The 23,143-nt window shown below is 71.6% G+C and carries 19 protein-coding genes and 4 pseudogenes; 11 read left to right on the plus strand and 12 right to left on the minus strand.

Features of this window, described 5'->3' with window-relative positions; translation table 11 throughout:
• The first annotated feature begins 208 nt into the window (after positions 1–208).
• The 4 genes from AD017_RS29010 (at position 209) to AD017_RS29025 (ending at position 4,535) form a co-directional block, all read left to right on the plus strand.
• Complete coding sequence (locus tag AD017_RS29010) at positions 209–1,357, plus strand: hypothetical protein (RefSeq protein WP_060576799.1); 1,149 nt, start codon at positions 209–211, stop codon at positions 1,355–1,357.
• A gap of 948 nt (positions 1,358–2,305) precedes the next feature.
• Positions 2,306–2,845 carry a hypothetical protein gene (locus AD017_RS29020; RefSeq protein ID WP_060576801.1) on the plus strand — a complete coding sequence of 180 codons (540 nt, stop codon included), beginning with the start codon at positions 2,306–2,308 and terminating at the stop codon, positions 2,843–2,845.
• Complete coding sequence (locus tag AD017_RS37570; RefSeq protein ID WP_082539110.1) at positions 2,842–3,639, plus strand: bifunctional DNA primase/polymerase; 798 nt, start codon at positions 2,842–2,844, stop codon at positions 3,637–3,639. Before AD017_RS29020 ends, AD017_RS37570 begins: the two co-directional genes overlap by 4 nt.
• Positions 3,636–4,535 carry a bifunctional DNA primase/polymerase gene (locus tag AD017_RS29025; protein ID WP_060576802.1) on the plus strand — a complete coding sequence of 300 codons (900 nt, stop codon included), beginning with the start codon at positions 3,636–3,638 and terminating at the stop codon, positions 4,533–4,535. The genes AD017_RS37570 and AD017_RS29025 overlap by 4 nt, the downstream gene beginning before the upstream one ends.
• A 347-nt stretch (positions 4,536–4,882) precedes the next feature.
• Here AD017_RS29025 and AD017_RS35570 read toward each other — a convergent pair whose 3' ends face one another.
• Positions 4,883–5,077, minus strand: coding sequence for a hypothetical protein (locus tag AD017_RS35570; protein WP_060576803.1), 195 nt, complete (start codon positions 5,075–5,077; stop codon positions 4,883–4,885).
• Between the two features lie 241 nt (positions 5,078–5,318).
• Between AD017_RS35570 and AD017_RS29035 the strand changes: the two genes are divergently transcribed.
• Positions 5,319–5,522 (plus strand): hypothetical protein, encoded by a 204-nt coding sequence (locus AD017_RS29035; RefSeq protein WP_060576804.1) that lies wholly within the window; start codon positions 5,319–5,321, stop codon positions 5,520–5,522.
• Between the two features lie 1,314 nt (positions 5,523–6,836).
• On the opposite strand, the gene AD017_RS36680 is transcribed toward AD017_RS29035, so the two are convergent.
• A complete protein-coding gene (locus AD017_RS36680) occupies positions 6,837–7,139 on the minus strand; it encodes an IS110 family transposase (RefSeq protein WP_227012969.1) in 303 nt (100 codons plus the stop codon).
• Between AD017_RS36680 and AD017_RS36685 the strand changes: the two genes are divergently transcribed.
• The gene (locus AD017_RS36685) at positions 7,071–7,247 is read left to right on the plus strand and encodes a hypothetical protein (RefSeq protein ID WP_227012982.1); all 177 of its coding nucleotides are present in this window, start codon (positions 7,071–7,073) and stop codon (positions 7,245–7,247) included. The genes AD017_RS36680 and AD017_RS36685 overlap by 69 nt on opposite strands.
• Positions 7,248–7,473: 226 nt before the next feature.
• Here the strand turns inward: AD017_RS36685 and AD017_RS37575 are convergent.
• Positions 7,474–7,833: pseudogene (locus tag AD017_RS37575) on the minus strand (transposase); the annotation flags it as partial.
• A gap of 837 nt (positions 7,834–8,670) precedes the next feature.
• On the minus strand, positions 8,671–9,453 hold the full coding sequence (locus tag AD017_RS29040; protein WP_060576805.1) for an IclR family transcriptional regulator: 783 nt from the start codon (positions 9,451–9,453) through the stop codon (positions 8,671–8,673).
• 270 nt (positions 9,454–9,723) lie between these two features.
• Here AD017_RS29040 and AD017_RS29045 point away from each other — a divergent pair, with 270 nt between their 5' ends.
• From AD017_RS29045 to AD017_RS29055, 3 genes are read left to right on the plus strand one after another with little or no spacing between them, the layout of a single operon-like run.
• Positions 9,724–10,878, plus strand: a complete 1,155-nt coding sequence (locus AD017_RS29045) for an acyl-CoA dehydrogenase family protein (protein ID WP_060576806.1) — start codon at positions 9,724–9,726, stop codon at positions 10,876–10,878.
• Positions 10,879–10,931: 53 nt separating this feature from the next.
• Entirely contained in the window at positions 10,932–11,981 is a 1,050-nt protein-coding gene (locus AD017_RS29050; RefSeq protein WP_255358510.1) for an acyl-CoA dehydrogenase family protein, read from the plus strand.
• Positions 11,978–13,174 (plus strand): CaiB/BaiF CoA-transferase family protein, encoded by a 1,197-nt coding sequence (locus AD017_RS29055; protein ID WP_060576807.1) that lies wholly within the window; start codon positions 11,978–11,980, stop codon positions 13,172–13,174. The genes AD017_RS29050 and AD017_RS29055 overlap by 4 nt, the downstream gene beginning before the upstream one ends.
• A 64-nt stretch (positions 13,175–13,238) precedes the next feature.
• Here the strand turns inward: AD017_RS29055 and AD017_RS29060 are convergent, their stop codons facing one another.
• Positions 13,239–14,036, minus strand: coding sequence for an enoyl-CoA hydratase/isomerase family protein (locus AD017_RS29060; RefSeq protein WP_060576808.1), 798 nt, complete (start codon positions 14,034–14,036; stop codon positions 13,239–13,241).
• Between the two features lie 229 nt (positions 14,037–14,265).
• On the opposite strand from AD017_RS29060, the pseudogene AD017_RS33785 reads away from it, so the two are divergent.
• Positions 14,266–14,950, plus strand: a pseudogene (locus AD017_RS33785) (crotonase/enoyl-CoA hydratase family protein); the annotation flags it as partial.
• A gap of 44 nt (positions 14,951–14,994) precedes the next feature.
• Here AD017_RS33785 and AD017_RS36695 read toward each other — a convergent pair.
• From AD017_RS36695 to AD017_RS29080, 5 genes and pseudogenes are all read right to left on the minus strand, one after another.
• Positions 14,995–15,393 (minus strand): annotated as a pseudogene (locus AD017_RS36695) (acyl-CoA dehydrogenase family protein); the annotation flags it as partial.
• Between the two features lie 22 nt (positions 15,394–15,415).
• Positions 15,416–15,994: pseudogene (locus AD017_RS37580) on the minus strand (acyl-CoA dehydrogenase family protein); the annotation flags it as partial.
• 223 nt (positions 15,995–16,217) lie between these two features.
• Entirely contained in the window at positions 16,218–17,264 is a 1,047-nt protein-coding gene (gene dmpG, locus AD017_RS29070; RefSeq protein ID WP_060576810.1) for a 4-hydroxy-2-oxovalerate aldolase, read from the minus strand.
• Positions 17,261–18,220, minus strand: coding sequence for an acetaldehyde dehydrogenase (acetylating) (locus tag AD017_RS29075; RefSeq protein WP_060576811.1), 960 nt, complete (start codon positions 18,218–18,220; stop codon positions 17,261–17,263). Before AD017_RS29075 ends, dmpG begins: the two co-directional genes overlap by 4 nt.
• Positions 18,217–19,032 (minus strand): 2-keto-4-pentenoate hydratase, encoded by an 816-nt coding sequence (locus tag AD017_RS29080; protein WP_060576812.1) that lies wholly within the window; start codon positions 19,030–19,032, stop codon positions 18,217–18,219. Before AD017_RS29080 ends, AD017_RS29075 begins: the two co-directional genes overlap by 4 nt.
• Positions 19,033–19,393: 361 nt before the next feature.
• Between AD017_RS29080 and AD017_RS29085 the strand changes: the two genes are divergently transcribed.
• A complete protein-coding gene (locus AD017_RS29085) occupies positions 19,394–20,677 on the plus strand; it encodes an MFS transporter (protein WP_060576813.1) in 1,284 nt (427 codons plus the stop codon).
• Positions 20,678–20,718: 41 nt separating this feature from the next.
• Here the strand turns inward: AD017_RS29085 and AD017_RS29090 are convergent, their stop codons facing one another.
• Together AD017_RS29090 and AD017_RS29095 are read right to left on the minus strand one after the other, a co-directional pair.
• A complete protein-coding gene (locus AD017_RS29090) occupies positions 20,719–21,738 on the minus strand; it encodes an amidohydrolase family protein (protein ID WP_060576814.1) in 1,020 nt (339 codons plus the stop codon).
• A gap of 1,072 nt (positions 21,739–22,810) precedes the next feature.
• Positions 22,811–23,131 carry a non-heme iron oxygenase ferredoxin subunit gene (locus tag AD017_RS29095; RefSeq protein WP_060576815.1) on the minus strand — a complete coding sequence of 107 codons (321 nt, stop codon included), beginning with the start codon at positions 23,129–23,131 and terminating at the stop codon, positions 22,811–22,813.
• Between the last annotated feature and the right edge of the window lie 12 nt (positions 23,132–23,143).

The raw sequence follows: 23,143 nt of genomic DNA on the forward strand, positions 1-23,143 counted from the left end.
CGATCAGGTGACATCACCCCCGAAGAACATCACCCCGCACCCGGCAGCCCACCCCGGTGACGTCACACCGATCGGGCGAGCGCGAGGCCCCGCCCCGACACGGACCGGACCGCCCGACGAGTCACGTCCCACCCGCCCCGGCGGGGACGAGGACACCGCCCCGGCCGACCGGCACGAGACGGACAGATCCTTCCCTCGGAGGCCCGTGATGAGCGCTGACCTGATCACCACCGCCCGCAACACCTCGCTCGGCGAGCTCGCCGCCATCCTCGAAGCCCAGCAGACCCGCAAGCACGACGTCGTGGTCCCGGCCGCGGCACTGCGCTGCCACCAGGGGGCACTGCACCTGCCCGAGGGCCACACCCGCCTGTCGTACTCCGGGGTCACCCGCACCGACGCCGTCCTGGCCCCGACCCGGCTCGCCGAGAACGGAGTCGCGGCCAAGCTCGACATCCCCGTCGCCTACCTGCGCCGCCTACGCGCCCACGACCTCGACCTCTACGACGCCAACATCAACGGTTGGCTCGCCCACCAGCCCCGACGCAGGTTCCTGCTGCGCAGCCTCATCGACGACGACGGCCACGGCACCCTGCGTGCGATGCTGTCGGACTCCTACGCCCCCGTCGACAACCTCGACGTCTTGACCAGCGTCCTGGCCGGCATGACCGCCGCCGGCGCCGCCGTCGACATCGCCCAGGCCGACCTCACCGAATCCCGCATGTACGTCAAGATCCGCTCCCGCGAGATCGCCGCCATGGCCCCGCGGCTGCTCGGCAACTATGTCTCACCGTTCACCGGCGCCCGCGGCGCCGACAACCCCGTCGTCTTCGCCGGGTTCGTCGTGTCCAACTCCGAGACCGGACACGGCAAGTTCGCGATCACCCCGCAGCTCACCGTCCAGATCTGCGACAACGGCATGACCATCCCCCACCACGCCCACACCAAGATCCACCTCGGCGGCAAGCTTCCCGACGGCGAGATCCGCTGGTCGCACGACACCCAGCAGCACGCCATGGCACTGGTGCACAAGCGTGCCCGCGACGCGGTCGCGACCTTCCTCAGCGAGGACTTCCTCACCCAGCGACTCACCGAGATCGAGAACGAGGCCACCACCGCGATCACCGACCCGGCCCCGGTCATCGAACACGTCGGAGCGAGCCTGCAGTTCAGCGAGACGGCGCGCTCGGCGATCATGGCCCGCTTCGTGCAGGGCGCGGACCTCAGCTCCGGCGGAGTCCTGCACGCCGTGACCGCCGCCGCCCAGGACCTCGACGACGCCGACGAGTCCCACGAGCTCGAAGCAGCCGGCCTGCGCGCGATGAGCACCGCAGCCGCGTTCGTCCGCCGACGCTGCTGACCACCACCTGGGCCCTGGCCCACTCCGACCTCACGAACACACCCCTACCCGGGGCCGACCAGTCGACCCGCCACGACCGCAGCGGACCCGGCACGGCGCCCACATCGCCGGCCGGGCCCGCTCCGCTACGAGGGAGACCGCCTTGAACCATGCGACCACCCCACCCGTCACCCGCCGACTGCTGTGCACACGCGGAGCGTTCGAGGTGACCCTGTGCCCGCTGTGCGCCGCCCTGGTCCTCACCGACGGGCTCGAGCAACACGCCCGCGTCCACGCCGCCGAGTTCGACCGTCGCCCGCGCTCGGCAATCGACCACACGCCAGGCCACGACGACGATGCTCACGCCGGACCTCGCCACCGCCGGCACGGCGGGGCCGACGGGGCGCCGACCGATCGGTGAACACACCGCGACCGCCGACCACTCGCTCTCGTCTCGCGGCCGCGATCCCCACCGCTGCCCCGACAAACAGTGTCGGGGCAGCGGTGCAACCCGCCCCTCACCCAGAGGCCGGCCCGACCCACCGCAACGCCGGCCATGACCCGCGGCCATGGCCGTTCGTGAATCGCCCCACCCGGGCGCCGGTCTGCGTGCTGCTCGTCGGTACCGCCGAGCCCACATCGTTGTCGTCTACCTGCCGGTAAATCGAAGACGTGCAGCGCACGCCAGGCCGCCGCCCCCTCGGGCGCTCGCACCGACCGCAGCCCCGCTCGCCCACGCCAGGAGCTCGACACCCGCCCGCAGCCCGGGCCGTCGCTGCTCGCCCGGCCGGGCCATTCACCCCCGTACGGCACACACGTACGTCCACACCTGACAACGAGTCCGGCGAGTTCTGACCACGACGCCGCACTCGAGCCAACCGATCAGCCCCTCCCGCGCGGCCTGCCCGCAACTCCCGCGGGCGGCAACGCCACAGACAGGCGTAAAGACCTCGACCACGGAGAACCCGTATGAACCCGACCGTGCACTCCGCATCCCCGCTCGAGAACCGCTTCACCACCCCGAACACTGGGGGAGTGGCAGCACTGACCAGCCTCGTCGTCCGCGTCGCCGGACACGTCCCCACCGGACTCGATCTGCGCCATGCCGGGACCCCCGAGCAGCAACTCGGCCTCACCCTCGGCGGAGTCCTGGTCTACCTGCGCTCACACCACACCGCGCAGCTGATTGACCGCGCCTGGGCCCACGCCGCACCGATGACCCAGTCCCTGAACCCCCACCTGGTCGGACGTCGTCGCGGAATCATGACCACCGGCCCCTGGGCGGCAACCGCCCTGGTCCGCATCGGCGGCTCCCCGCAACTGCGCGCCGCGCTGCTGCCAGCCACCGCCGGACACCACCGTCCCGCGATTCTGCGCCTCGAGCTCGGCCCGATCGCCTGGGAACTCTGCGACGCCGCCTCCTACACCGCGCTGCGCCGAGCCTGGAACACCGCCGCGAACCTGCTGGCCACCACCGACACGCCCGCGGCCGATACCCCCGCGGCATGACCACACCCGACCCCTCGGGGACCGAATCCGCCCCGCCGAGCACCGACAGCGCAGGCGTCTCCGGCAGCCCCACCACGGGCCGGGGCCTCCGCCTCCCGGGCTCGGCGACCCGGCGCGACGCCACGACCCATCGGAAGGACGAGACCGTGCACATCCGCCCCACCGCGAACAGGTACTGCCCACCGAGCCCGAGCTGCGAGCCCGTACACACCCCACAAGATGCCGACCACACCTCCCGACCCACCTCCGCCCCACAGGTCCGACACCTCCAGGAACTGCGCCGGGCCGCACTCGACGCCGCCGCAGGCGGCCGACACGTCGTCGAGGTCAGCCTCTACTCGACGATCCCCGCTCTCCACGGCGAGAGGAGCTGCCGTCCCCGCGGGGTCTGCCACGCCGCCCATCAGCACTGCGAGCAACGCGCCACCCGCGACCCCCACCAGACCCGGCGCTTGTCGAGCAGCACCGACTGCGGCGTCGGCATCGCCTGCAGCCGCGCCGGACTCGTCGTGATCGAGGTCGACACCACGACCGCACCGGACGAGGACGGCGCCACCACCGGCCGACAGATCCTCACCCGCGTCGCCGCCCCCGGCCACGACGTCACCGACACTCACGCCGTCACCACGTCCTCGGTCATCGACGGGACGGCACGGGACACGCCGCGCTGTCATCAACGAGCCCCCTGGGGAGCCCTCGGACTCGTCGCCTCAGCGCCCCCTACGGCGCGTCAACGACGAGCAGCTACGGCTGCGACCTCACCGAGGACGAGGCCGGCGGGCGATCCCCGATGACCGGCCGGGACCCGTTCCTCAACGCCGCGTTGAATGCCGCCAACCGAGGGTGGGCGGTGTTCCCGCTGGTGCCGGGGCACAAGACCCCGGCAGTACGGGGCTGGGAACAACGGGCGACGACCGACCGGCGACGGATCTACCGGTGGTGGGCCGGTGGGGCCGGGTTCAACGTCGGGATCGCCTGCGGGCCATCGGGACTGGTAGTGATCGACCTGGATGACGGTGGCGGCGACGAGGCGCCTGAGGAGTTCGCCGGGGCCGGCGGTGGAGTGGACGTGTTCGCGATGCTCGCGGCGGCGGCCGGCGCATCGGTACCTGCTGATACCTACACGGTCTCGACTCCGTCCGGACGCCATCTGTACTTCCAGGCTCCGAGCGATCACGAGCTGCGCAACAGCGCCGGAATGCTGGGATGGCGCGTGGACACTCGCTCGGCTGGCGGCTACGTGGTCGCAGCAGGCTCCGACCGCGAGAGCGGTGCTTATCGGATCCTGCGGCAACGACCGGTGGCCGCACTACCGGAGTGGTTAAGGTGTGCGTTGACCCCGACGCCGCGGAGTCCGGGGTCGCGGCCCGGGTCCTCACCAGAGATGTCGCCACGGCGCGCGAGCGCCTACGTCCGCGCGATCATCGATGGTGAGGCGCAGACGGTGGCCGAGGCCCAGACCGGGATACGCCACGACACGCTGCTGGCCGCAGCACGTACCCTCGGGCGCCTGGTCGGCGGCGGGGAGTTGACTGTGTACCACGCCCGTACGGCACTGCGGGAGGCCGCGGCCGGGCACGTCGGCGTCGATGGCTGCACGGCCCGAGAGGTCGAGCAAACCATCGCCGATGGACTCGCATTCGGGCAGCAGCTGCCGCGCCAGATCCGCGCCACCGCACCAACTTCGTGACCGACCCCATCTGACTGAGTCCCGTCTGCCGCGCGCGGACCTCCATTCCGCTCGGCGCCATCCTGCACCAGGCGCTGAACTCCAGGTCGAGGCCGGGTACTCGCCGCTCGAGGTGCTACGCGCCGCGGTCGCGCTTCCGACGCGGTGGTTCGGACTGGCCAACCGCGGCCGGATCGCCCCGGGCTACGGGCGGACCTCGTCCTCGTCGACGCAGACCCGACGACCCACATCAGCGCCACCCGCACCCGACGTCGGGTCTTGGATCGGTGGCGAGTCGGCATGACCGACGACCGCCCCGCCCCGGCGGAACCGTCCCGCTCGCCGAGCACGACATGGGCCCGCATCGGCTACGGAGCGAGCCAACTGACCCGCCTGCGCGACGACCACACCGCCGCGATCGCCCTGCTGCGCGCGCGATCGAACTCGATGTCAAGCACGTCGTCACCGCCCAACTCTACGGCGTCGGCGTGGCCAACGACATAGTGCGGCAGGCACCGCGCCCCGACGCCGCCGTGGTTCTCGACCAAAGCGGTGCCGACCACGACCCCGGTGACCGTTCCCGATGCGGCTCGCCCAGCGCCCCGAACAGCTCCGCGTGAGCGTCGAGGACAACCTAGGAGCTCGATTCCGCGCTCCGCTGAGATGGTGTTCGCCGAGCCGGACAGCTGGGAGTGCTCGAGTCGGTCGATAGCACCGGTGATCGCTCCGGCGATCAACTGACAAGATCACAGGCCGCGGTCATCCTGCGCGAGGATGTTGCGTGGGCGCGCTAGTCTCGACGCTATGACGCAGCAGGACCGTCGCCTGACGAGCGCGGACGGCAGCGACGACGCTGATGCTCGTGCCGACGCCGTGGTCTCACGCACGGTCGCCCGCCACGGCGCGCCGACAGTGGAGGACTACCGGGCGGTCTACATCTCGGCTGGGCTGCCTTGGCCAGGCGACGAGGAGATTCGCCGGATCCAGCCGGTGGCCGACGCGGCGTGATCGGAGGGAAAATCCTCGACGCCTCAGCGCTGCGTCGCGATCGGCATCAACTCTGCGCGAACGGACGAGGCAAGCAGCCAGGTCTTGTATACCCGGTATACGCAGTCTTCTGACGAGCGGTCCACTGTGGCAATTGCAGCCTCGCGACACCACCCGATGCTGCACAGTCGGTGCCGCTGGCAGGCAGAGCGGGCCTCCGATACAGCAGCAAGGAAGAAGAGACCGCAGTAGCAAGCCTGCAGTTATGACAGTATGCGCGGACTTGGTCCAGTATCGCACGAGGGGTGGGCCACGCCTCATCGATCGGCTTGTCCATGATCATTCCACCAGGACGACATCGGTGATGGCTCCTACACGGCAACCCGAGATCTGGCGGATGGGCAAGACGCGCAAAAGCGCCCATTCTTGGCAGGTTGGAAATTGGCCCCGGTTCGCCGGGCTACGGCGTCAGCTCGGGTGTACGAACGACTGATGCGAGAGCGATTCGACACGCCCCCCGGGCTAGGGGAGTCGCCTCGATCTCGTTAGTACGCCTTGGTCAGCGGCCGCTTCTGTGTCGTCATGTGCTGTACAGTGCCGAAGTCCGATCTCGATAAGGGCGCCGGGAGCGAGGCCGGCGTAGGCGGCCAGGTGTTTGGCCGCGCGAAGCCGTGTTCGGCCAGCCCAGCGAACACCGTCCAAGATCGTCCGGCGCTCGATTGAGGGACATCATGGTTCAAAGACCTTGCCGCACGGCGAGGCCTGACCTGGTCCGAGCTATCCGTGCCCGACAGGACCCAGGTGACGTCGTCGGGATGTGGACCCGGGCGCTGCCGAGAGATGGGTGCCCTGGCAGCGCGGCAGCGCGAGCGCTGAGCGGGCGAGCACCAGCAACCTGCCCTTCGGCCGCTGGGGTTCGAGCCCGCAGAAGACCGCGAACCCGCTCGGGTTGAGATCAGGACCGAGCAACGGCCGCTCCCTTCTCGTGGCGGCAGGCCGACCATGAGCACCCGCGCCGGCAGCCACGCCTGCGAGCAGACCGAGGTGCGGTCAGGTCTCTATCAGCGGTCGTTGGCGCCCTCCGGAAGCGGCGACAACACCCCCCAGATCATCGAACGACAGGGGCAACGAGTCATACCGCGACCGGCGGCCTGCAAGCCCTCACCGAGCTTGATCAAGAAGGCTCCTCTCTAGTCAAGTCGATCTTGTTCTGGTGGCAGTAGAGTGGCGGCCGCGGGCCCGGGAAGTGACTTGTCCGAAGAGCCGGTGGTAGGGGTTGAGCCGGTCGCGCTGGACTCTGGAGTCGCCCCCTGGTGTCCTCCCGGGTCCGCGCCATCAACACGTGCCGCGTCGCGACACAGTGCGCGGTAGACCGTGTCGGACAGTCGTCTTTTCAGGCAGCGCATGGCTTCCTTGTGGCTCTTTCCCGCGGCGCGCTTTCGCCGGTAGTAGGTCCGGCCTGGCCCGTCGTGCCGGATCGGCTGATGGCCATGATGTGCAGGCAGCAGTTGAGCTGGCGGTCCCCGGCCCGGGACAGGCGGTGGCGAACGCTGCCGCCGAGCGGAACCGGTGCACGTCCTCGACGCGAGCGAGGATCTTGGCGGCGGTCAGATCACCGAGGCCGCGCAGCTCGGTCAGGCTGCTGCTGCTGGCCGCAACGGCAGCGCTGATCTCGGTCGTGACGGCGGCGATCCGTCGGTCCAGGTGGCGGACTTCGCCGACGAGATCGACGGCCAGGCGGCGTAGCGTGCGCGGACCCGGGGTGCGCGGCCGCACCGTGCGCAGCGCCCGTGCTGCGGTCTCGGCATCGAGCGAGCCAGACACTCCGCCCGGGAGCAGCTTGGTGAGTAGCGCATGAAGGCGGTTCACCGTCTGGGTTCGGGTACGGACGATGTCGTCTCGATGCTCGACCAGGGGCACGCAGGGCTGTGATCGTCTCGTCGACTGCGACGCTGCGTAGCCCGACCGCGGTCAACGCCGCGATACCCACTGAGACTGCGTCGTCGCTGTCGCTCTTGCGGCCGTGCCCAGTTGAGAGCGTGCGTACTCGAGCGGCCAGCTTCGCGGGTACATCGACGGCGTCGATGCCGTCTGCTGACAAGCGAGTCGCCAGCGGGGCGCCCAGCCCGATCGCACCCTCGATCGCCCATACCGCGTTCGGCCACCGAGTCGCGAAGCGACGCAGCTGGCGATAGCCCTGCTGGCTCACCGGCACCCGGAGCGTGTCCAGCGGGGTCAGCCCCGCACCGACCGCGGCCGCGGTCCACGACGCTTTGTGCGGGTCAACCGCGATGACAACACGATCCTGCTGTTGCGTCGACGTGCTCGACACCCAACCTCCTCGACGACGTCCATCTGTTGTTCGACGAGGAGGGCAGACCAACTTGGGGCAGTGCAAACCTCTCTCAAGCCACTCCCGTCGGCGGCGCCGACCAGGACACAAGCCTTCTTGGAGTCAGCCCGGTGGGGCGACAGGTAACGAGCGAGCGAGCCTGGCCGGCGCCTTGGAGATCATGACTGCAGACCTGATCTCCTGGCGAGATCAAACAAGTTGGTAACGGGGTGGGCTGATCCAGGTCGATGACCTGCTCGCCAGACCACGACGGCGACGCGACGGGCGTCGGCCTGATTCGGTCCCGAGTGCAGGTCGCACCGAGCAGCCCCTGCCCGTGGGCTGGGGGATCGGTGATCGTCGCCTCGCGAATAGCGTTGTCGTTGACAGCGCAGCCGTACACGGCCGCGGTGAACGACTTGTCGAGGTCGGCACCGGATACCGGATCCTTCCGTGGGTGGCGTGCTGCGAGGTGCGCCCGCAGCTGTAGGTGTTCCCGATCCTCACTCCCAGCAGGGCTGGCGGCTCCTGGTGGGCGTGAGCGCGGGCAGGGCCGGTCATACGCTGGTGCGGGCGTCGGCTCGCCTCCGGTCCGGGGTGCGACGGCTGATGCCGGCCTGGGCGGCGACGTCGTCGATCCGATCGCCCTGCTTGACCCGAGCGATGGCATCGGTTCGTCGCCGGGCCCGTTCGCTGGGTGGGACCGGCGGCCGGCGCGGCATGGGCGCCCTGGGTGCGGGCGCGCCGTAGGGCGCGGCGCTCGTTCTCGCTCAGCCCGCCTCACACCTCCGAAACCTGGCCAGTCGACAGAGCCCACTGAAGGCAGGCTGCGGAGCCTCAGAACTCACGCGGGAAGTGGTATGACCTGCCGTCGGCGAGGGCCAGTTTCACTGACTCGGCGATGGATACGGCCGTCTCCCGGATCATGGAGTACGTGCCACGGGGGAGCGGGTGACCGATCCGGTACGACGCGGAGAGTGCCGCGACGGCGAACTCGTTAACGATGATCGGTGCGCCCACGCAGGCCAGACCCGGCTGTGCCTCCTCGCTCTCCGAGGAGAGGCCCGAGCGGCGGACTTCGATCAGCTCCTTCAGGAAGGAGTCGCGGTCCTGGATCGAGTACGGCGTCAGGCGGGGGAGTGTCAGTGGCAACGTCTCGGCGAGCTCGTCAAGGTCCTCGTGGGCGAGCAGGGCCTTGCCCACCGCGGTGCAGTTCGCGGGCAGCCGGGCCCCGATGGCGGACAGCACCGACGGGGACTGGCCCACCGGGAGCTTCTCCAGATACACGACGTCGAGGTCGCGCAGGACGGCGAAGTGCACGGTCTGCCGGGTGAAACGCTGGAGGGCGGCCAGACTCGGGATCGCCCGGTCGCGCATGTTGATCGCGGGCGGCATCGATCCGATGCGGAACATCGTCAGGCCGATCTTGTAGCCCGAACGGTGCGGTTCGATGGCGCCGAGGTCCATGAGGCGGGCCAGCAGCCGGTGCACCGTCGACTTCGGCAGGCCGGCCGCCTCGGTCAGCTCGTTGAGCGTCATCACCCGCTCGTTGGCGTTGAAGGCGTTCAAAAGGTCGAACGCCTTCGACAGGATGGACGGCGGCTGGTCCTCGACGGTCACTGGTGGCTCCGTTGCCTCGTCGGTGGTGGATGTTGTCGACGATTCCGCGGCACGGAGTGGGGCCGCACCACCGGGTTCCAGTGAGTGGAACGCGTGGGCCGCGCTGCTCGCAACCTCTGGTACCAGCCGTCCCCGGCGCCGAAGCCGCGCCGGACACCTCTGACGACGATCCCGGTGCGCGTGGTCCGCGGGTCCAGCGGATGGAATGCGGTCGTGCGGCCCGCCCGGGGCGTCCCTAGCGTCGCCCGGGCTGGTGAGAGGAGAAGTGGGTTGACTGCAACGATCGCGTTCGACACGCACCGCCCCGGCCCGGCGGAGGAACGGCTGCGGGACGAGGTGCGTGAGCACCTCGACGAGGAGCTGGTCGCCGGCCGGTGGCTGCCCCGCCCGGACGCCTGGATGTCCGAGCCCGACCCCGGCTTCAGCCGGCGGCTGGGCGCACGTGGCTGGCTCGGCATGACGCTGCCGAGCCGCTACGGCGGCCACGACCGGAGCCCACTGGAGCGGTTCGTGGTCGTCGAGGAGCTGCTGGCCGCAGGTGCCCCGGTCGCGGCGCACTGGATCGCGGACCGGCAGATGGCACCGTCACTGCTGCGCAACGGCACCGAGAAGCAGCGGCTGCGTTACCTGCCCGGGATCGCGCGCGGCGAGTGCTTCTTCGCGATCGGGATGAGCGAACCGGACTCGGGGTCCGACCTGGCCTCGGTGCGCACCCGGGCGCGGGTAGTCGACGGTGGCTGGCGGCTGTCCGGCACGAAGGTGTGGACCACCGGTGCCCATCACGCGCACGCGATCGTGGTGCTCGCCCGCACCGACGGTACCGCGGGTGACCGGCACGTGGGGCTCAGCCAGTTCGTGGTCGACCTGCCGGGGCCGGGGATCGAGATCCGCCCGATCGTCTCCATCGACGGCGAGCACCACTTCAACGAGGTCGTGTTCGACGACGCCGAGCTGCCCCCCGATGCCCTGCTCGGCGTGCGCGGCGAGGGCTGGGCGCAGGTCACCGCCGAACTCGGCCACGAACGGTCGGGGCCGGAGCGGTTCCTCAGCACGATCCCGCTGCTCGAGGCCTGGGCGGCGCGGTTGGCCGAGCACGGCGCGGACCCGGTCGCCCGCCGGGAGCTGGGGCTCCTGACGGCCCGGGCCTGGGCATTGCGCGGGCTCTCGCTGGGGGTCGCGCATGCGCTGGCGCAGGGCCGGCGCCCGGACGCGGCCGCGGCGCTGGTCAAGGACATGGGCTCGCGGTTCGAGGGCGACGTCGTGGAGACGGTCCGCCGGCTCGCGGGCGTCGCGGCCCGGCCCGGGGCCGAGGGCCTGCCCGGCACGCTGGCCTCGGCGTTGCTGCACTCGCCGGCATTCACGTTGCGGGGCGGGACGAACGAGATCCTTCGTTCCGTGGTGACCCGCGGGATGGGGACACGATGACGGGAACCGGGACGGACCCCGCTGTCGATCCGCGGCGCGGGTCTGAGCACGACGTGGCCGACGAGGTCGCCGCCGCCGTCGCGGACATGATCACCCGAGCGCCCGCGCGGCCGGTCGAGGGCGAGCTCGACCGGCAGCTGTGGGACGGCCTCGTCGACACCGGCTTCCACCTGCTCGACGTGCCCGAGGAGGCCGGCGGCAGCGGCGGGGACCTCTCCGCGCTGGCCGCGGCCCTCGACGTGCTCGCCCACCGCGGCGCGGCCGTCCCGGCCGCCGAGAGCGCGCTCGCCGGATGGCTGGCGGCCCGGGCCGGGCTGCGGGTCCCCGCTGGGCTCGCCCTGGTCGCGACCGGCGCGGTGCGCGAGCGCGGCCCGGGTCGGCTGTCCGGGACGGTGACGGTGCCGTGGGGTCGCCACGCCGATCACGTCGTCGTGCCCGTGTTCGGCGAGGACGGCCCGGCCGGGGTCGCCGTGGTGGCAGCCGGCGCGGGGCGGTGGCACACCGCGCTCGACGTCGCGGGCGAACCCCGCGACGAGCTCGTGCTCGCCGACGCCCGGGCCACCGACCGGGCGTCGGGCCCCGACCCCGACGAGCTCGAGCGACGAGGCGCCCTGGTCCGCGCGGCGCAGCTGGCCGGTGCCGCCCGGGGTGTGCTCGACGCGAGCGTGCGCCACGCGGGGGTGCGCGAACAGTTCGGCCGTCCGCTGGCCGCGTTCCAGGCGGTCAAGCACCACCTCGCGACGATGGCGGGGGAGGTCGGGCTGATGCGGAGCGCGGTCGACTCGGCCGTGCTCGCCGAGTCGACCGCCCGGACCGACCCGGGGGTCCGCGCCGAGGCGACGCTGGCCATCGCCGCGGCGAAGGCAGTGACCTCGGCCGGCGCCGGTGTCGTGGCGGCGGCCGGGCACCAAGTCCACGGCGCGCTCGGCTACGCCCGCGAACACGACCTCGGCCGGCTGACCACGCGGCTATGGTCCTGGCGTGACGAGTTCGGCGACGAGGGCCGCTGGCAGGACCGGATCGCCGCCCGGGCACTGGCGGGCACCCGGCTGTGGCACACGATCGCCGGCCCGGTGCCGACTAGGCAGGGGGAGGCGCGGTGACCGGAGCGGGTGCACTGCAGGGGGTGCGGGTCCTGGACCTGAGCAGGATCCTCGCGGGTCCGCTCTGCGCGCAGATGCTGGCCGACCACGGGGCGCAGGTGGTCAAGGTCGAGGCGCCGCAGGGGGACGAGACGCGGCGCTGGGGTCCGCCGTTCGTCGACGACGACCGGACGAGTAGCGCCTACTACCAGGGCATGAACCGGTCGAAGGACAACATCGCCCTGGACCTGGGCTCCCCGGTCGGACGGGAGGTCCTGCACTCCCTGCTTTCCGAGGCCGACGTCGTCGTCGAGAACTTCAAGACCGGGACGATGGCCCGCTGGGGGCTCGGCTATGAGGAGCGGCTGGCTGCGGAGTTCCCCGACCTGGTGTACTGCCGGATCACCGGCTACGGGACCGACGGCCCGCTGGGCGGGCTCCCCGGCTACGACGCGGTCCTGCAGTCCTACAGCGGCCTGATGAGCGTCAACGGCGACCCGGACGGCGACCCGCTGCGGGTCGGAATCCCGCTGGTCGACCTGACCGCGGCGCACCAGGCCTTCGCCGGTGTCCTGCTGGCCCTGTTGGCGCGAGCGACGGGCGGGACCGGCCAGCTCGTCGACATCACCCTGCTCGACGCGGCGGTGTCGATCATGCATCCGCACGCCGCGAACCACCTCTGCTCCGGGGAGGTGCCGATCCGGACCGGTGCCGCGCATCCGAGCGTGACGCCGTACCAGGTCTTCGGCACCGGCACCGATCCGCTGTTCGTGGCGGCCGCTTCCGATGCGCACTTCGCCGCGCTGGCCGAGGAGATCGGGCGTTCGGACCTGGTCGAGGACCCGCGGTTCCGGCACAACGGTGACCGGACGCGGAACCGCGCGCTGCTGGTCGAGCAGATCGAGAAGGCGGTCGCCGATCGGGACGCGTCCGAGCTGGGGCGCGGGCTGGCCGCCCGCGGGGTACCCGCGAGCTCGGTGCAGGACGTGGCCCAGGCGTTGGCGAGCCCGCAGGTGCGCCACCGCGATATGGTCGTCGACGATGACGGCTATCGCGGTCTCGGCGTTCCGATCAAGCTCGGTGCGTCCGGCTCGGCGCCGGTGCGGCGGCCGTCGGCGATCGGGGAGGACACCGACCGGGTGCTCGCCCGGCACGGCCTCTCCGTCGACCAGGTCGCCGAGCTGCGCCGCCGCGGGGCGTTCGGCCCACCGTGATCGCGACCCGGTCGGAGATCACGAGCCGGTCGGACGGCGGGTCACCGTCCGGCCGGGCATAGGGTCATCGTCCCCGGAACACCGGTTCCCGGCGTGCGAGGCTCGCCGCGATCCCCTCGGCACAGTCCTCGGTGGCCCACAGCCTGGACTGCTCGGCGAGCTCGTGCTCCAGCGCCGAGGTGACCTCGTCGGTCAGGCCGGACCGCAGGGTGCGGCGGATCGCCCGGATCGCCAGCGGTGCGTTCGTCGCGATCTGGCGGGTCCACTCGAGCGCGACCGCGCGCTGGCGACCTGCCTCGGTGAGACGGTCGGCCAGCCCGATCCGGAACGCCTCCTCGCCGCCGATCCGGCGCCCGGTCAGCAGCAGGTCGGCCGCGGTGGCACGTCCGACGATCCGGGGCAGCGTCACGCTCAGTCCGAAGCCCTGGTGGAAGCCGAGCCGGGCGAAGTTCGCGGCGAACCGCGACCCGGCGTCGGCGACGCGGAAGTCGGCGGCGCAGGCCAGCCCGAGACCGCCGCCGACCGCGGCGCCCTGCACCGCGGCGATGATCGGCAGCTCGATCTCGAACAGCTCGGCCGCCCGCCGGTACAGCCGTTCGGAGACGGTGACCCGGTCACCACCGAAGCCCTGAGCGTCGCCGAAGTCCGCTCCGGCGCAGAAGTGCCGGCCCTCGGAGGCGAGGACCAGCGCCCGGCAGTCCCGGCCGTCGGCGAGCTTGCGGGCCCGGTCGACGAGTTCCCCGATCAGCACCTCGTCGAAGTGGCTGGTGTCGGGACGCCGTATCTCCAGCAGCCCTACCCCGTCGTCGAGCGTGACGGTCAGGTCGTTGTGCGTGGGAACCGAGGGGACGGACCGGGTCATCGGTCCTCCAGGTGCGGGAACGCGGTCCCGCCGAGCGTCGTCCCTGTCGTCGGTTCGAGGCGTCCGGAGGTTCCGGTGGGCGGAAGGAGTACCAGCATGGTGTGCCAGGGCCGCCCGACATCGGAAACGCCTATGGCTCGATGAGGCACGCGGTCTTTGTCATCGCCCGGCTCCGGGCGCCACGAGTGGCGTCCGGGAGGGGGCACCTGGATCTCCCAGGAGGAGACACATGTCGATCGACGCCGACCAGGAGACCGGTGCCGCGGAGGTACTCGTCGAGGAGCGGCCGGGCATCCTGGTGATCACGCTCAACCGGCCACGGGCGCGGAACGCGGTCATCGTCGCCGTCTCCGAAGCAGTCGCCGCCGCCTTGGATCTACTCGACGCACGCCCGGACCTCGTGGTGGGGGTGATCACCGGCGCGGGAGCGACGTTCTGCGCCGGCGTGGACCTCAAGGGCTTCCTGCGCGGCGAGCGTTCGAGCATCCCGGGCCGCGGTTTCGCGGGCATCACCGCGCGGCCGCCGGCGACGCCGATGATCGCCGCGGTGGAGGGCCACGCGCTTGCCGGCGGCTGTGAGGTGGTGCTGGCCTGCAACATGGTCGTCGCCGGGCGCGGCGCGACGTTCGGCCTCCCCGAGGTCAAGCGCGGCCTGGTCGCGGCAGCCGGTGGGCTGCTGCGGCTGCCCGAGCGGATCCCACCGGCGATTGCAATGGAGCTGGCGCTGACCGGCCGAGGGCCTCAACGCGCAGCAGTCGCACGCGGTCGGTCTCATCAACGAGGTCGTCGACGACGGCCATGCGCTCGATGCGGCCCTGCGCCTCGCCGATCGGATCGCGGCCAACGGCCCGCTGGTCGTCGCGGCGAGCAAGCGGGTACTGCATGAGTCCCGCGGCTGGCCGCCGGAGGAACTGTCGTGCGCTTCGAGGGCCTGGGCGAGGAACGCCTGGCCGGCGGCGACGTCGACCGCGTAGTCGGCCAGCACGAACTTCGTGTTCTGGAACTCCGCGAGGGACCGGCCGAACACCGTGCGGTCCCGTGCGTAGGCCCGGGCGAGGTCGGTGGCGTGTGAGGCGGCGGCCCAAGAGCCGACCGCGATGGTCAGGCGCTCCTGGGCCACGTTGTGGCCGAGGTAGCCGAACGCCTTGCCCTCCTCGCCCAGCAGGTCGGTGACGGGCCCCCGGACCCCGGTGAGGGACAGCTCGCAGGTGTCCTGGGCCTTCAGGCCGATCTTCTCCAGGTTGCGACCGACTGCGTAGCCGGGGCTGGTGGTGTCGACGACGAGGATGCTCAGCCCCGCCCTCCGGTCCGCCGGGTCGGGGGCGCAACCTGGCCACGACCAGCACACGGTCGGCATTGCGCCCGCCGGTGATGAACGTCTTGGCCCCGTCGAGCACGCAGTGGTCGCCGTTGCGGCGCACCGAGGTGCGGATGCCCGCCAGGTCCGATCCGGTTCCCGGCTCGGTCACGGCGATCGCGGTCAGTACCTCGCCGGAGGCGAAGCCCGGCAGCCAGCGCTGCTGCTCCTCAGCGGCGTAGCGCAGCAGGTAGGGCAGCACGATGTCCATGTGCACCCGCAGCGGGCCGAGGCTGATGTTCGCGCGCACCGCCTGCTCGGTGGGGATCGCGTTGAACAGGTATGAGCCGACCCCCCCGACCCGCCGAACCGCTCGGGCACCTGGATCCCGAGGATGCCGAACTCGGCGGCCTCGCGGTAGCTTGCGCGGGGGATGTCCGGCCTTCTCCCAGTCGGCGGACTCGGGCGCGACCCGGTTGTCGAAGAACCGCCGGACGGTCTTCCGGAAGGTCTCGTGCTCCGCATCGAAGAGGGTGCGTTCCATCTGGGGGACCTCCGAGCATATCCGTCGAATGTGGACGTCCTCGGGACGTAGGGCCGCACCGCCCGCGCGGGTGTGCCCGGACGGTCCGGATCTCGGACGGCCGCCGCGGGCTCGCATGGACGCTCCGAGTGCCCGCGGCCGGGAGACGGCATCACCCTGTGACCGCGGGGACCGCCCGGGCAAGGACCAATGGCCTCACCGGGGGATAGGCCACACCTATGTCCCGGGTGGCGCGCGTCCCCCGGTGGACCATCCGTCCGGCGTCGGCCGGCCGGATGGAACGTCGACCGGTGCCCAGGGCCACGACGGCGCCGCCGGCACGGGGCCGGCGGCGGGCATCTCACCCGTCGCGCCCGGCGAGGTCCAGCGCGATGTCGACGATCATGTCCTCCTGGCCTCCGACCAGGCCGCGACGACCGACCTCGGCCAGGATGTCGCGGGTGTCGAGGCCGTGCTCGGTGGCGGCGCGCTCGGCGTGGCGCAGGAAGCTGGAGTAGACCCCGGCGTAGCCGAGGGTCAGCGTCTCGCGGTCCACCCGCACGGGCCGGTCCTGCAGCGGCCGGACGAGGTTGTCGGCGGCGTCCTGCAATGCGTAGAGGTCGCAGCCGTGCTGCCAGCCGTGCAGGTCGGCCACGGCGACGAACGCCTCGATCGGGCAGTTCCCCGCCCCAGCGCCGTGCCCGGCCAGCGATGCGTCGACCCGGGTGACACCTTCCTCGACGGCGACCACGGAGTTCGCGACCGACAGCGAGAGGTTCTCGTGGGCGTGAATCCCGAGCTGGGTGTCGGGATCGAGGACGTCGCGGTAGGCACGGATCCGGTCGCGCACGCCGGACATGGTGAGTCGGCCGCCGGAGTCGGTGACATAGACGCAGTGTGCCCCGGCGTCCTCCATGACCCTGGCCTGCTTCGCGAGGTCCGCGGCCGAGGTCATGTGCGACATCATCAGGAAGCCCGAGACGTCCATGCCCAGCTCGCGAGCCGTGCCGATGTGCTGGACGGCGATGTCGGCCTCGGTGGCGTGGGTGGCCACCCGCACGGAGCGGACCCCGAGGTCGTGGGCGCGGCGCAGGTCGTGCACGGTGCCGATGCCGGGCAGCAGCAGGGTGGTGAGTACGGCGGTGTCCACCGCTGCGGCTGCGGCGCTGATCCACTCGTGGTCGGTGTTGCTGCCGGGGCCGTAGGTGAGGCTGGCGCCGGCCAGGCCGTCACCGTGGGAGACCTCGATCGCGTCGACGCCGGCGACGTCCAGTGCGGCCGCGATCCTGCCGAGGTCGGCCGGGTCCATCCGGTGTCGCACGGCGTGCATGCCATCGCGCAGGGTGACGTCCTGGATGTAGAGGCGAGGCCGGATCGTGTCCGGGGTGGAGCTGGGCAGCGCGGTCATCCGACGGCCTCGGCGAGCTCGGTGTCGGCGGCGGCTCGGGCGGCGAGGAGCTCGGCGGTGCGCAAGGCGGCCGAGGTCATGATGTCGAGGTTTCCGGCGTAGGCCGGCAGGTAGTGCGCGGCCCCCTCGACCTCCAGGAAGACCTGGACCTTCCACGCCGGGCGCGGGGTACCGGCGGGCACGAGTGTGTCGAGCGGCTCGTCGTCCGGGACCGGGGTGACCTGAACCTGCTGCTTGAGGCGGTAGCCGGGCACGTAGCGGGCGACCTGGTCGACCATCTCGTGAACCGAGGCGCGGATGGCGTCGGGATCGGCGTCACCGACCAGACACAGCACCGTGTCGCGCATGATCATGGGCGGCTCGGCCGGGTTGAGCACGATGATGGCCTTGCCGCGCTCGGCGCCGCCGACCTTCTCGATAGCCGCCGAGGTGGTCTCGGTGAACTCGTCGATGTTGGCGCGGGTACCGGGGCCGGCCGAGCGCGACGAGATCGAGGCGACGATCTCGCCGTAGCGGACCGGGGCGACCTTCGCGATCGCGGCGACCATCGGGATCGTGGCCTGCCCGCCGCAGGTGACCATGTTGACGTTGCGGACCTCAGCATGGTCGTCGAGGTTGACCGCGGGCACGACGAACGGGCCGACCGCGGCCGGGGTCAGGTCGATCAGGATCTTGCCGTGAGGGGCGAGCTTCTCGGCGTTGGCCACGTGCGCACGCGCCGAGGTCGCGTCGAACACGATGCCGATGTCGGCGAAGTTCGGCAACGCGAGCAGCCCGTCGATGCCGTCCGCGGTGGTGGCGATGCCGAGCCGGGCTGCTCGCGCGAGCCCGTCGGAGTCCGGGTCGATGCCGACCATCGCGCCCATCTCGAGGGTCTCGGCCAGGCGGATGACCTTCATCATCAGGTCGGAGCCGATGTTGCCGGAGCCGATGATGGCGACCGGGGTGCTGCTCATGATCCCTCCTGGGGGCCGAACGTCACCGACACCGACCCGAGCGGGGAGATGTCGGCGGAGAAGGAGTCACCGGCGCGGGCCTCGACCATCGGACCGAGCGCCCCGGAGAGCACGATCTGGCCGGCCCGCAGCGGGTCGCCGTTGTCTCGGGCGACGCCAGCGAGCCAGCCCAGTGCGGCCAGTGGGCTCCCGAGGCAGTCCTGGCCGGTGCCCTGCGAGATGGTCTCGCCGTTGCGCCGCAGCGTCATCGTGGCGGCCGCGGGATCGAACGCGTCGAGCGCGAGGCCGTGGTCGGCGAGCACGAACAGGGCGCTCGATGCGTTGTCGGCGATCGTGTCGGTGATGGTGATGTCCCAGTTCGCGACCCGGCTGTCCACGATCTCGAGCGCGGCGACGGCGTGGCCGACCGCGTCGGCGACCTGGCGTTCGTCGAGGGGGCCCTCGGCAAGGTCGGCGGCGAGGACGAAGGCGATCTCGGCCTCGATCTTCGGCTGGATCAGCCGGTCGATCGGGACGGCGCTGGCGCGACCGCTGACGTCCATGTCGGCGAACAGGATCCCGAAGTCCGGCTGGTCCACGCCGAGCTGGCGCTGCACGGCCGGGGAGGTGAGGCCGATCTTGTGGCCGACGACGACCGCGCCCGCCCCGACCCGCTCGTCGTTGATCCGGCGCTGCACGGCGTAGGCGACTTCGGCGTCGGTGTCGCCGATGAGCGTGCGTACCGGTGCGATCGCCGTGCCGGTCCGCACGGCCCTGGTCAGCAGGTCGGCGGCGGAGCGCACGGCGGTGGAGTCCCTGGCCGCAGCGGTCACGACGCGGCCGTCCGGTCCGATGCGCAGGCGGGGCCGCGACGGACGGCCGCCGTGCAGCGGCCGTCACCGGTGTCGGGGGCAAGAGCTGATCTGGTCACCGATCCAGGCTGGGCGCAGATACCCTCGCGTCTCCAGCGGGCGTCCCGCTGCGTGGAACATCGCTGCGGGGGCGGCGCCGCCCGGAGAACGCCGCCGCGCTCGTCGAGGCCCGGGTTCGGCGCGAGACGGAGTTCCAGCGGCCGGAACCGGCAGTGGAACAGGTCACACCGACACGTCCACGATTCCCCTCGCCCGGCCGCCCGCGGTGGACCCGCCGGCCGGCCGTGTTCCCGGACCACTGCCTCGACGAGGAGGAACGAACGTGCCGCAGAACCTCACGAGACGATCATGGCTGGTCGTCGCCGGAAGCACGCTGGCGCTGATCGTCGGATCGTCACCCATCATCCTGCAGACCTCCGGACTGTTCATGATCCCGCTGGGCGAGGAGTTCGGCTGGACGCGAACGGAGGTCAGCGGGGCCAAGAGCATCGCCGGGGTCGTCGCGGCCTCCGTCGTCGTCGTGATCGGGTTCGCGATCGACCGCTTCGGACTGCGCCGGGTCATGATCCCGCTCGTCACTGTGTTCGCGGCGGCCATGGCGGCGATCGCGCTGACCCCGAACAACCTGCTCGTCTTCTACGGACTGCTCATCATCGCCTCGGCGCTGGGAGCCGCGCAGAACCCACCGGCCTACATCAAGGCCGTCGCCGGCTGGTTCGACCGCAAGCGGGGCCTGGCCATCGGACTAGCGATCTGCGGCACCGGCCTGGGCACCTCGCTCGTGCCGCAGTACACCCAGTTCCTGATCGACACGGTGGGCTGGCGGGGCGGCTACGCAGGTCTGGGGCTACTGGTGCTGGTCATCGCACTGCCCTGCTGGCTGTTCCTGGTACGCGAGCCCACCCGCGACGAGCGCACCGAGCTCGGGTTCCTGCCCGCGTCCAGCTCCGCGGCCGGGTCGGACGGCACCCCCGCCCAGCTGCCCGGCGTCGACCGGGCCACCGCAGTCCGCACTCGACAGTTCTGGATCCTGGTGCTCGGGACGCTGGTGGCCTCGATCGCCCTGAACGGAGCCGCCGCGCACCTCGTGCCGATGCTCGTCGACGGCGGCATGACCGCGGCCCAGGCCGCGGCGGTACTGCTCCCGGTCGGCATCGCGTCACTGGTCGCCCGGCCGCTGGCCGGCTTCCTCCTGGACCGCTTCCACGGCCCCACGATCGCCGCCATCCAGCAGCTGATGCCGATCGGCGGCTTCGCCCTGATCGCCTCGGGCTGGTCGCCCGTGCTCGGAGCGGTGATGTTCGGTCTGGCGATCGGCATCGAGGTCGACCTCGGGTCGTTCCTCACCACCCGCTACTTCGGACTGCTCAACTTCGGCAAGATCTACGGGATCATCTTCGCGATCTTCGTCCTGGGCAGCGCCGTCGGCGGCCTGATCTTCGCGCTCTCGTTCGACTACGCCGGTGGCTACGGCCTCGCCTTCGTCGTGATCAGCGTCGCCCTGGTGCTGACGAGCGCCTCGTTCCTGGCGCTGGGCCGGTACCCGTTCCCCGTCGCGCACCAGGCCTCGCCCGCCCGCCGAGAGGAGGACACACAGCCGGTGTGACCCGCAGCGACCGATGCCGGGCCCGGTCGGCGCTGGTCGTCTCAGGTCCGGGGTGCGACGGGCAGGCGGTGTGCACCCAGGAACTCGACGGCGTTGCGCTCGGCGACCGCGACCGCGGCCTCCGGGCGGAGCGCACCGGCGGCCTCGGCTTGCTCGGCGATGCCGACCAGCTCGCCCAGCGGGCTCGGGTAGAACGGGTGGTCGCTGCCGAGCAGCAGGTGCCCGGCGCCGAACCGGGCCGCGAGCAACGCCAGGTGCTGCGGGTCGAACACCAGGGTGTCGCACCACAGCCGGGCCAGTAGTGCGTCGAGGTGCTCCGGGGCGTGGGTGCCGGCGATCGAGGTCACGGCATAGCGGAGCCGGGAGTAGGTCCAGGGCAGCGAGCCGCAGCCGTGGGCCAGCGCCACCCGCAGCCGCGGGTGGCGCTCCAGCACCCCGCCCAGGACCAGGGCCGCCGCCGCGGCGGCAGTGTCGGCGTGCATCCCGACGGCGAACTCGTACGGGCCCCCCCGCCCGCGCACCATCCGGGCCTGCTCGGTCGGGTGGACGAACAGCGGCAGGTCGTTCTCCTCGGCAGCGGTGAGGAACGGGCCCAGCTCGGGAGCGTCGAGCTCCAGGCCGTTCGGCATCGTCGCGACCTGCACTCCGACCACCCCGGGCAGCGTGGCGAGTCGAGTCACCTCCCCGGCCGCCGCGTCGGGATCGGTGAACGGCACGGCGCCGAACGCGAGCAGCCGGTCGCCCGAGGCCGCCGCGGCCGTCGCGAGAGCATCGTTCTGCGCCCGCAAGTAGCCTCCGTCGAGGCCGAGGGTGACCGGCACGGGTGAGATCACCTGGATCGCGACGCCGGCCTCGTCGAGGTCTGCGATGCGCCGGCCCACGTCCCACAGCGACGGACGGACCCGGCGGAACGGCCGGTCGTCGATGGTGATCTGCCCGCCCCGGTCGTCGCCGGAGAGCACAGGGAAACCCGGGCCGTCGACGAGCCGGCCGTGTGGCATGTAGTGGGCGTGGACGTCGATCCGGCGTGGCGCTGTGCGGTCGGGCGTCGCCGCGGTCATGTCAGGTTCCTCTCGTTCCCGCCTGCCGGCGCAAGCGCCTCTGACAGTGGTCGTGTGTCACGGCCGGGCCAAGGTGCGGTTCCGGCGCTCGGAACCCACGGTGGGCCCGCGTCAGATCTCACGCGGGAACGGGTGGTGTTTCGCCCGCGCCAGGCTGGAGCGCACGGACGCGGCGATCACCGCGGGCCGTTTCCCGCCGCATCGAGGGATGTCCGGGGGAGTGGGCATGTCCCAGCGGAACGATGCGGACAACGCGGCCACGGCGCACGCGTTTGACGACGACGGGCGCGCGCTGATAGATGCCGAGGCCGGGTTGGGCGTCATCACACTCGCTGGACGGCCTGCACCGGTCGAAACCATCGGTGCTGTGGCCGACGATCGAGGTCGTAGGCTTCTCGGAGGCTGGTTCACTCGAACGACAAGCAGGGGCCGCGTGGGCGGTTGTGACACGACGATCGTGGTGGGTGGAGGCCAGGTCGGCCTGAACGTCGCGCTCGGGCCGGCTCGTCCCGGGCGACCGGTGACGGTGGTCCCCCGACTCCGCTCGGACGGTCCCATCGGTCGTCCTGCACCCGACGGTGTTCCGCTCCTCGCAGGGCTCGGTGTCCTGCCCGAGCTCCAGCGGGTCGGCATCTCCTGTTCTGCACGCCCGCGAACCGCCCCTTCACGGCGTACCCTGCCGGGAGCAGCCGCCGGACGTGCTCTTCCCCGGCCATCCTGCTTCGCGGGCGACGCCGCACACGTGATGAGCCCGCTGACCGGGACGCCGGGATCGGCGGTCTGTGCGGTGCGGCCGCGGCCGTCGACGCGGTGCTCGCGTCGCAGTCCGGGGACGACACCCTCGCTGACGCGGCACTCCGTCGAGCACCGCCATGTCTACAAGCCCTCAGTACGCCCCTCGTGGACGACGTGCTCAGCCAGATCTTCTGGCCGCCCGGACGGGGCGGCGGAGGATCTCGCGCGCGCCCAGTACCGGCTGCTGGCCGACGATCCGAGACGCTGCGCGAGCGCCTGCGGCTCACGCAGCTTCTCCGGCACGACACCACCGACGCCGGGTGAAGCCGGCGCCCGATCAGATCTCGAGGTAGACCCCGCCGTCCACTCCCACCTCGGTTCGGTAGGTGGTCAGCGGGAACGCCGCGGGGAAGCACAGCGCCTCCCCGGTCCGGACGTTGAAGCGGGCCATGTGGAGCGGGCAGGTCACCTCCTCCACCCCGTCGAAGTCGCTGTCCTCGCCGAGTGACCACCGCTCGTGGGTGCAGGTGTCGGAGGTGGCGTGGATCTCCCCGTCCTCGGTCCGGAACAGGGCGATCGGCTCGATCCCCTCGATCTTGACGGTGAGTGCCCCGCCGACCTCGAGGTCGTCGCGGCGGCAGGCGAAGTGCAGGGTCATCGGATGGTTCCT

Source organism: Pseudonocardia sp. EC080619-01, assembly GCF_001420995.1.
GTDB lineage: Bacteria > Actinomycetota > Actinomycetes > Mycobacteriales > Pseudonocardiaceae > Pseudonocardia.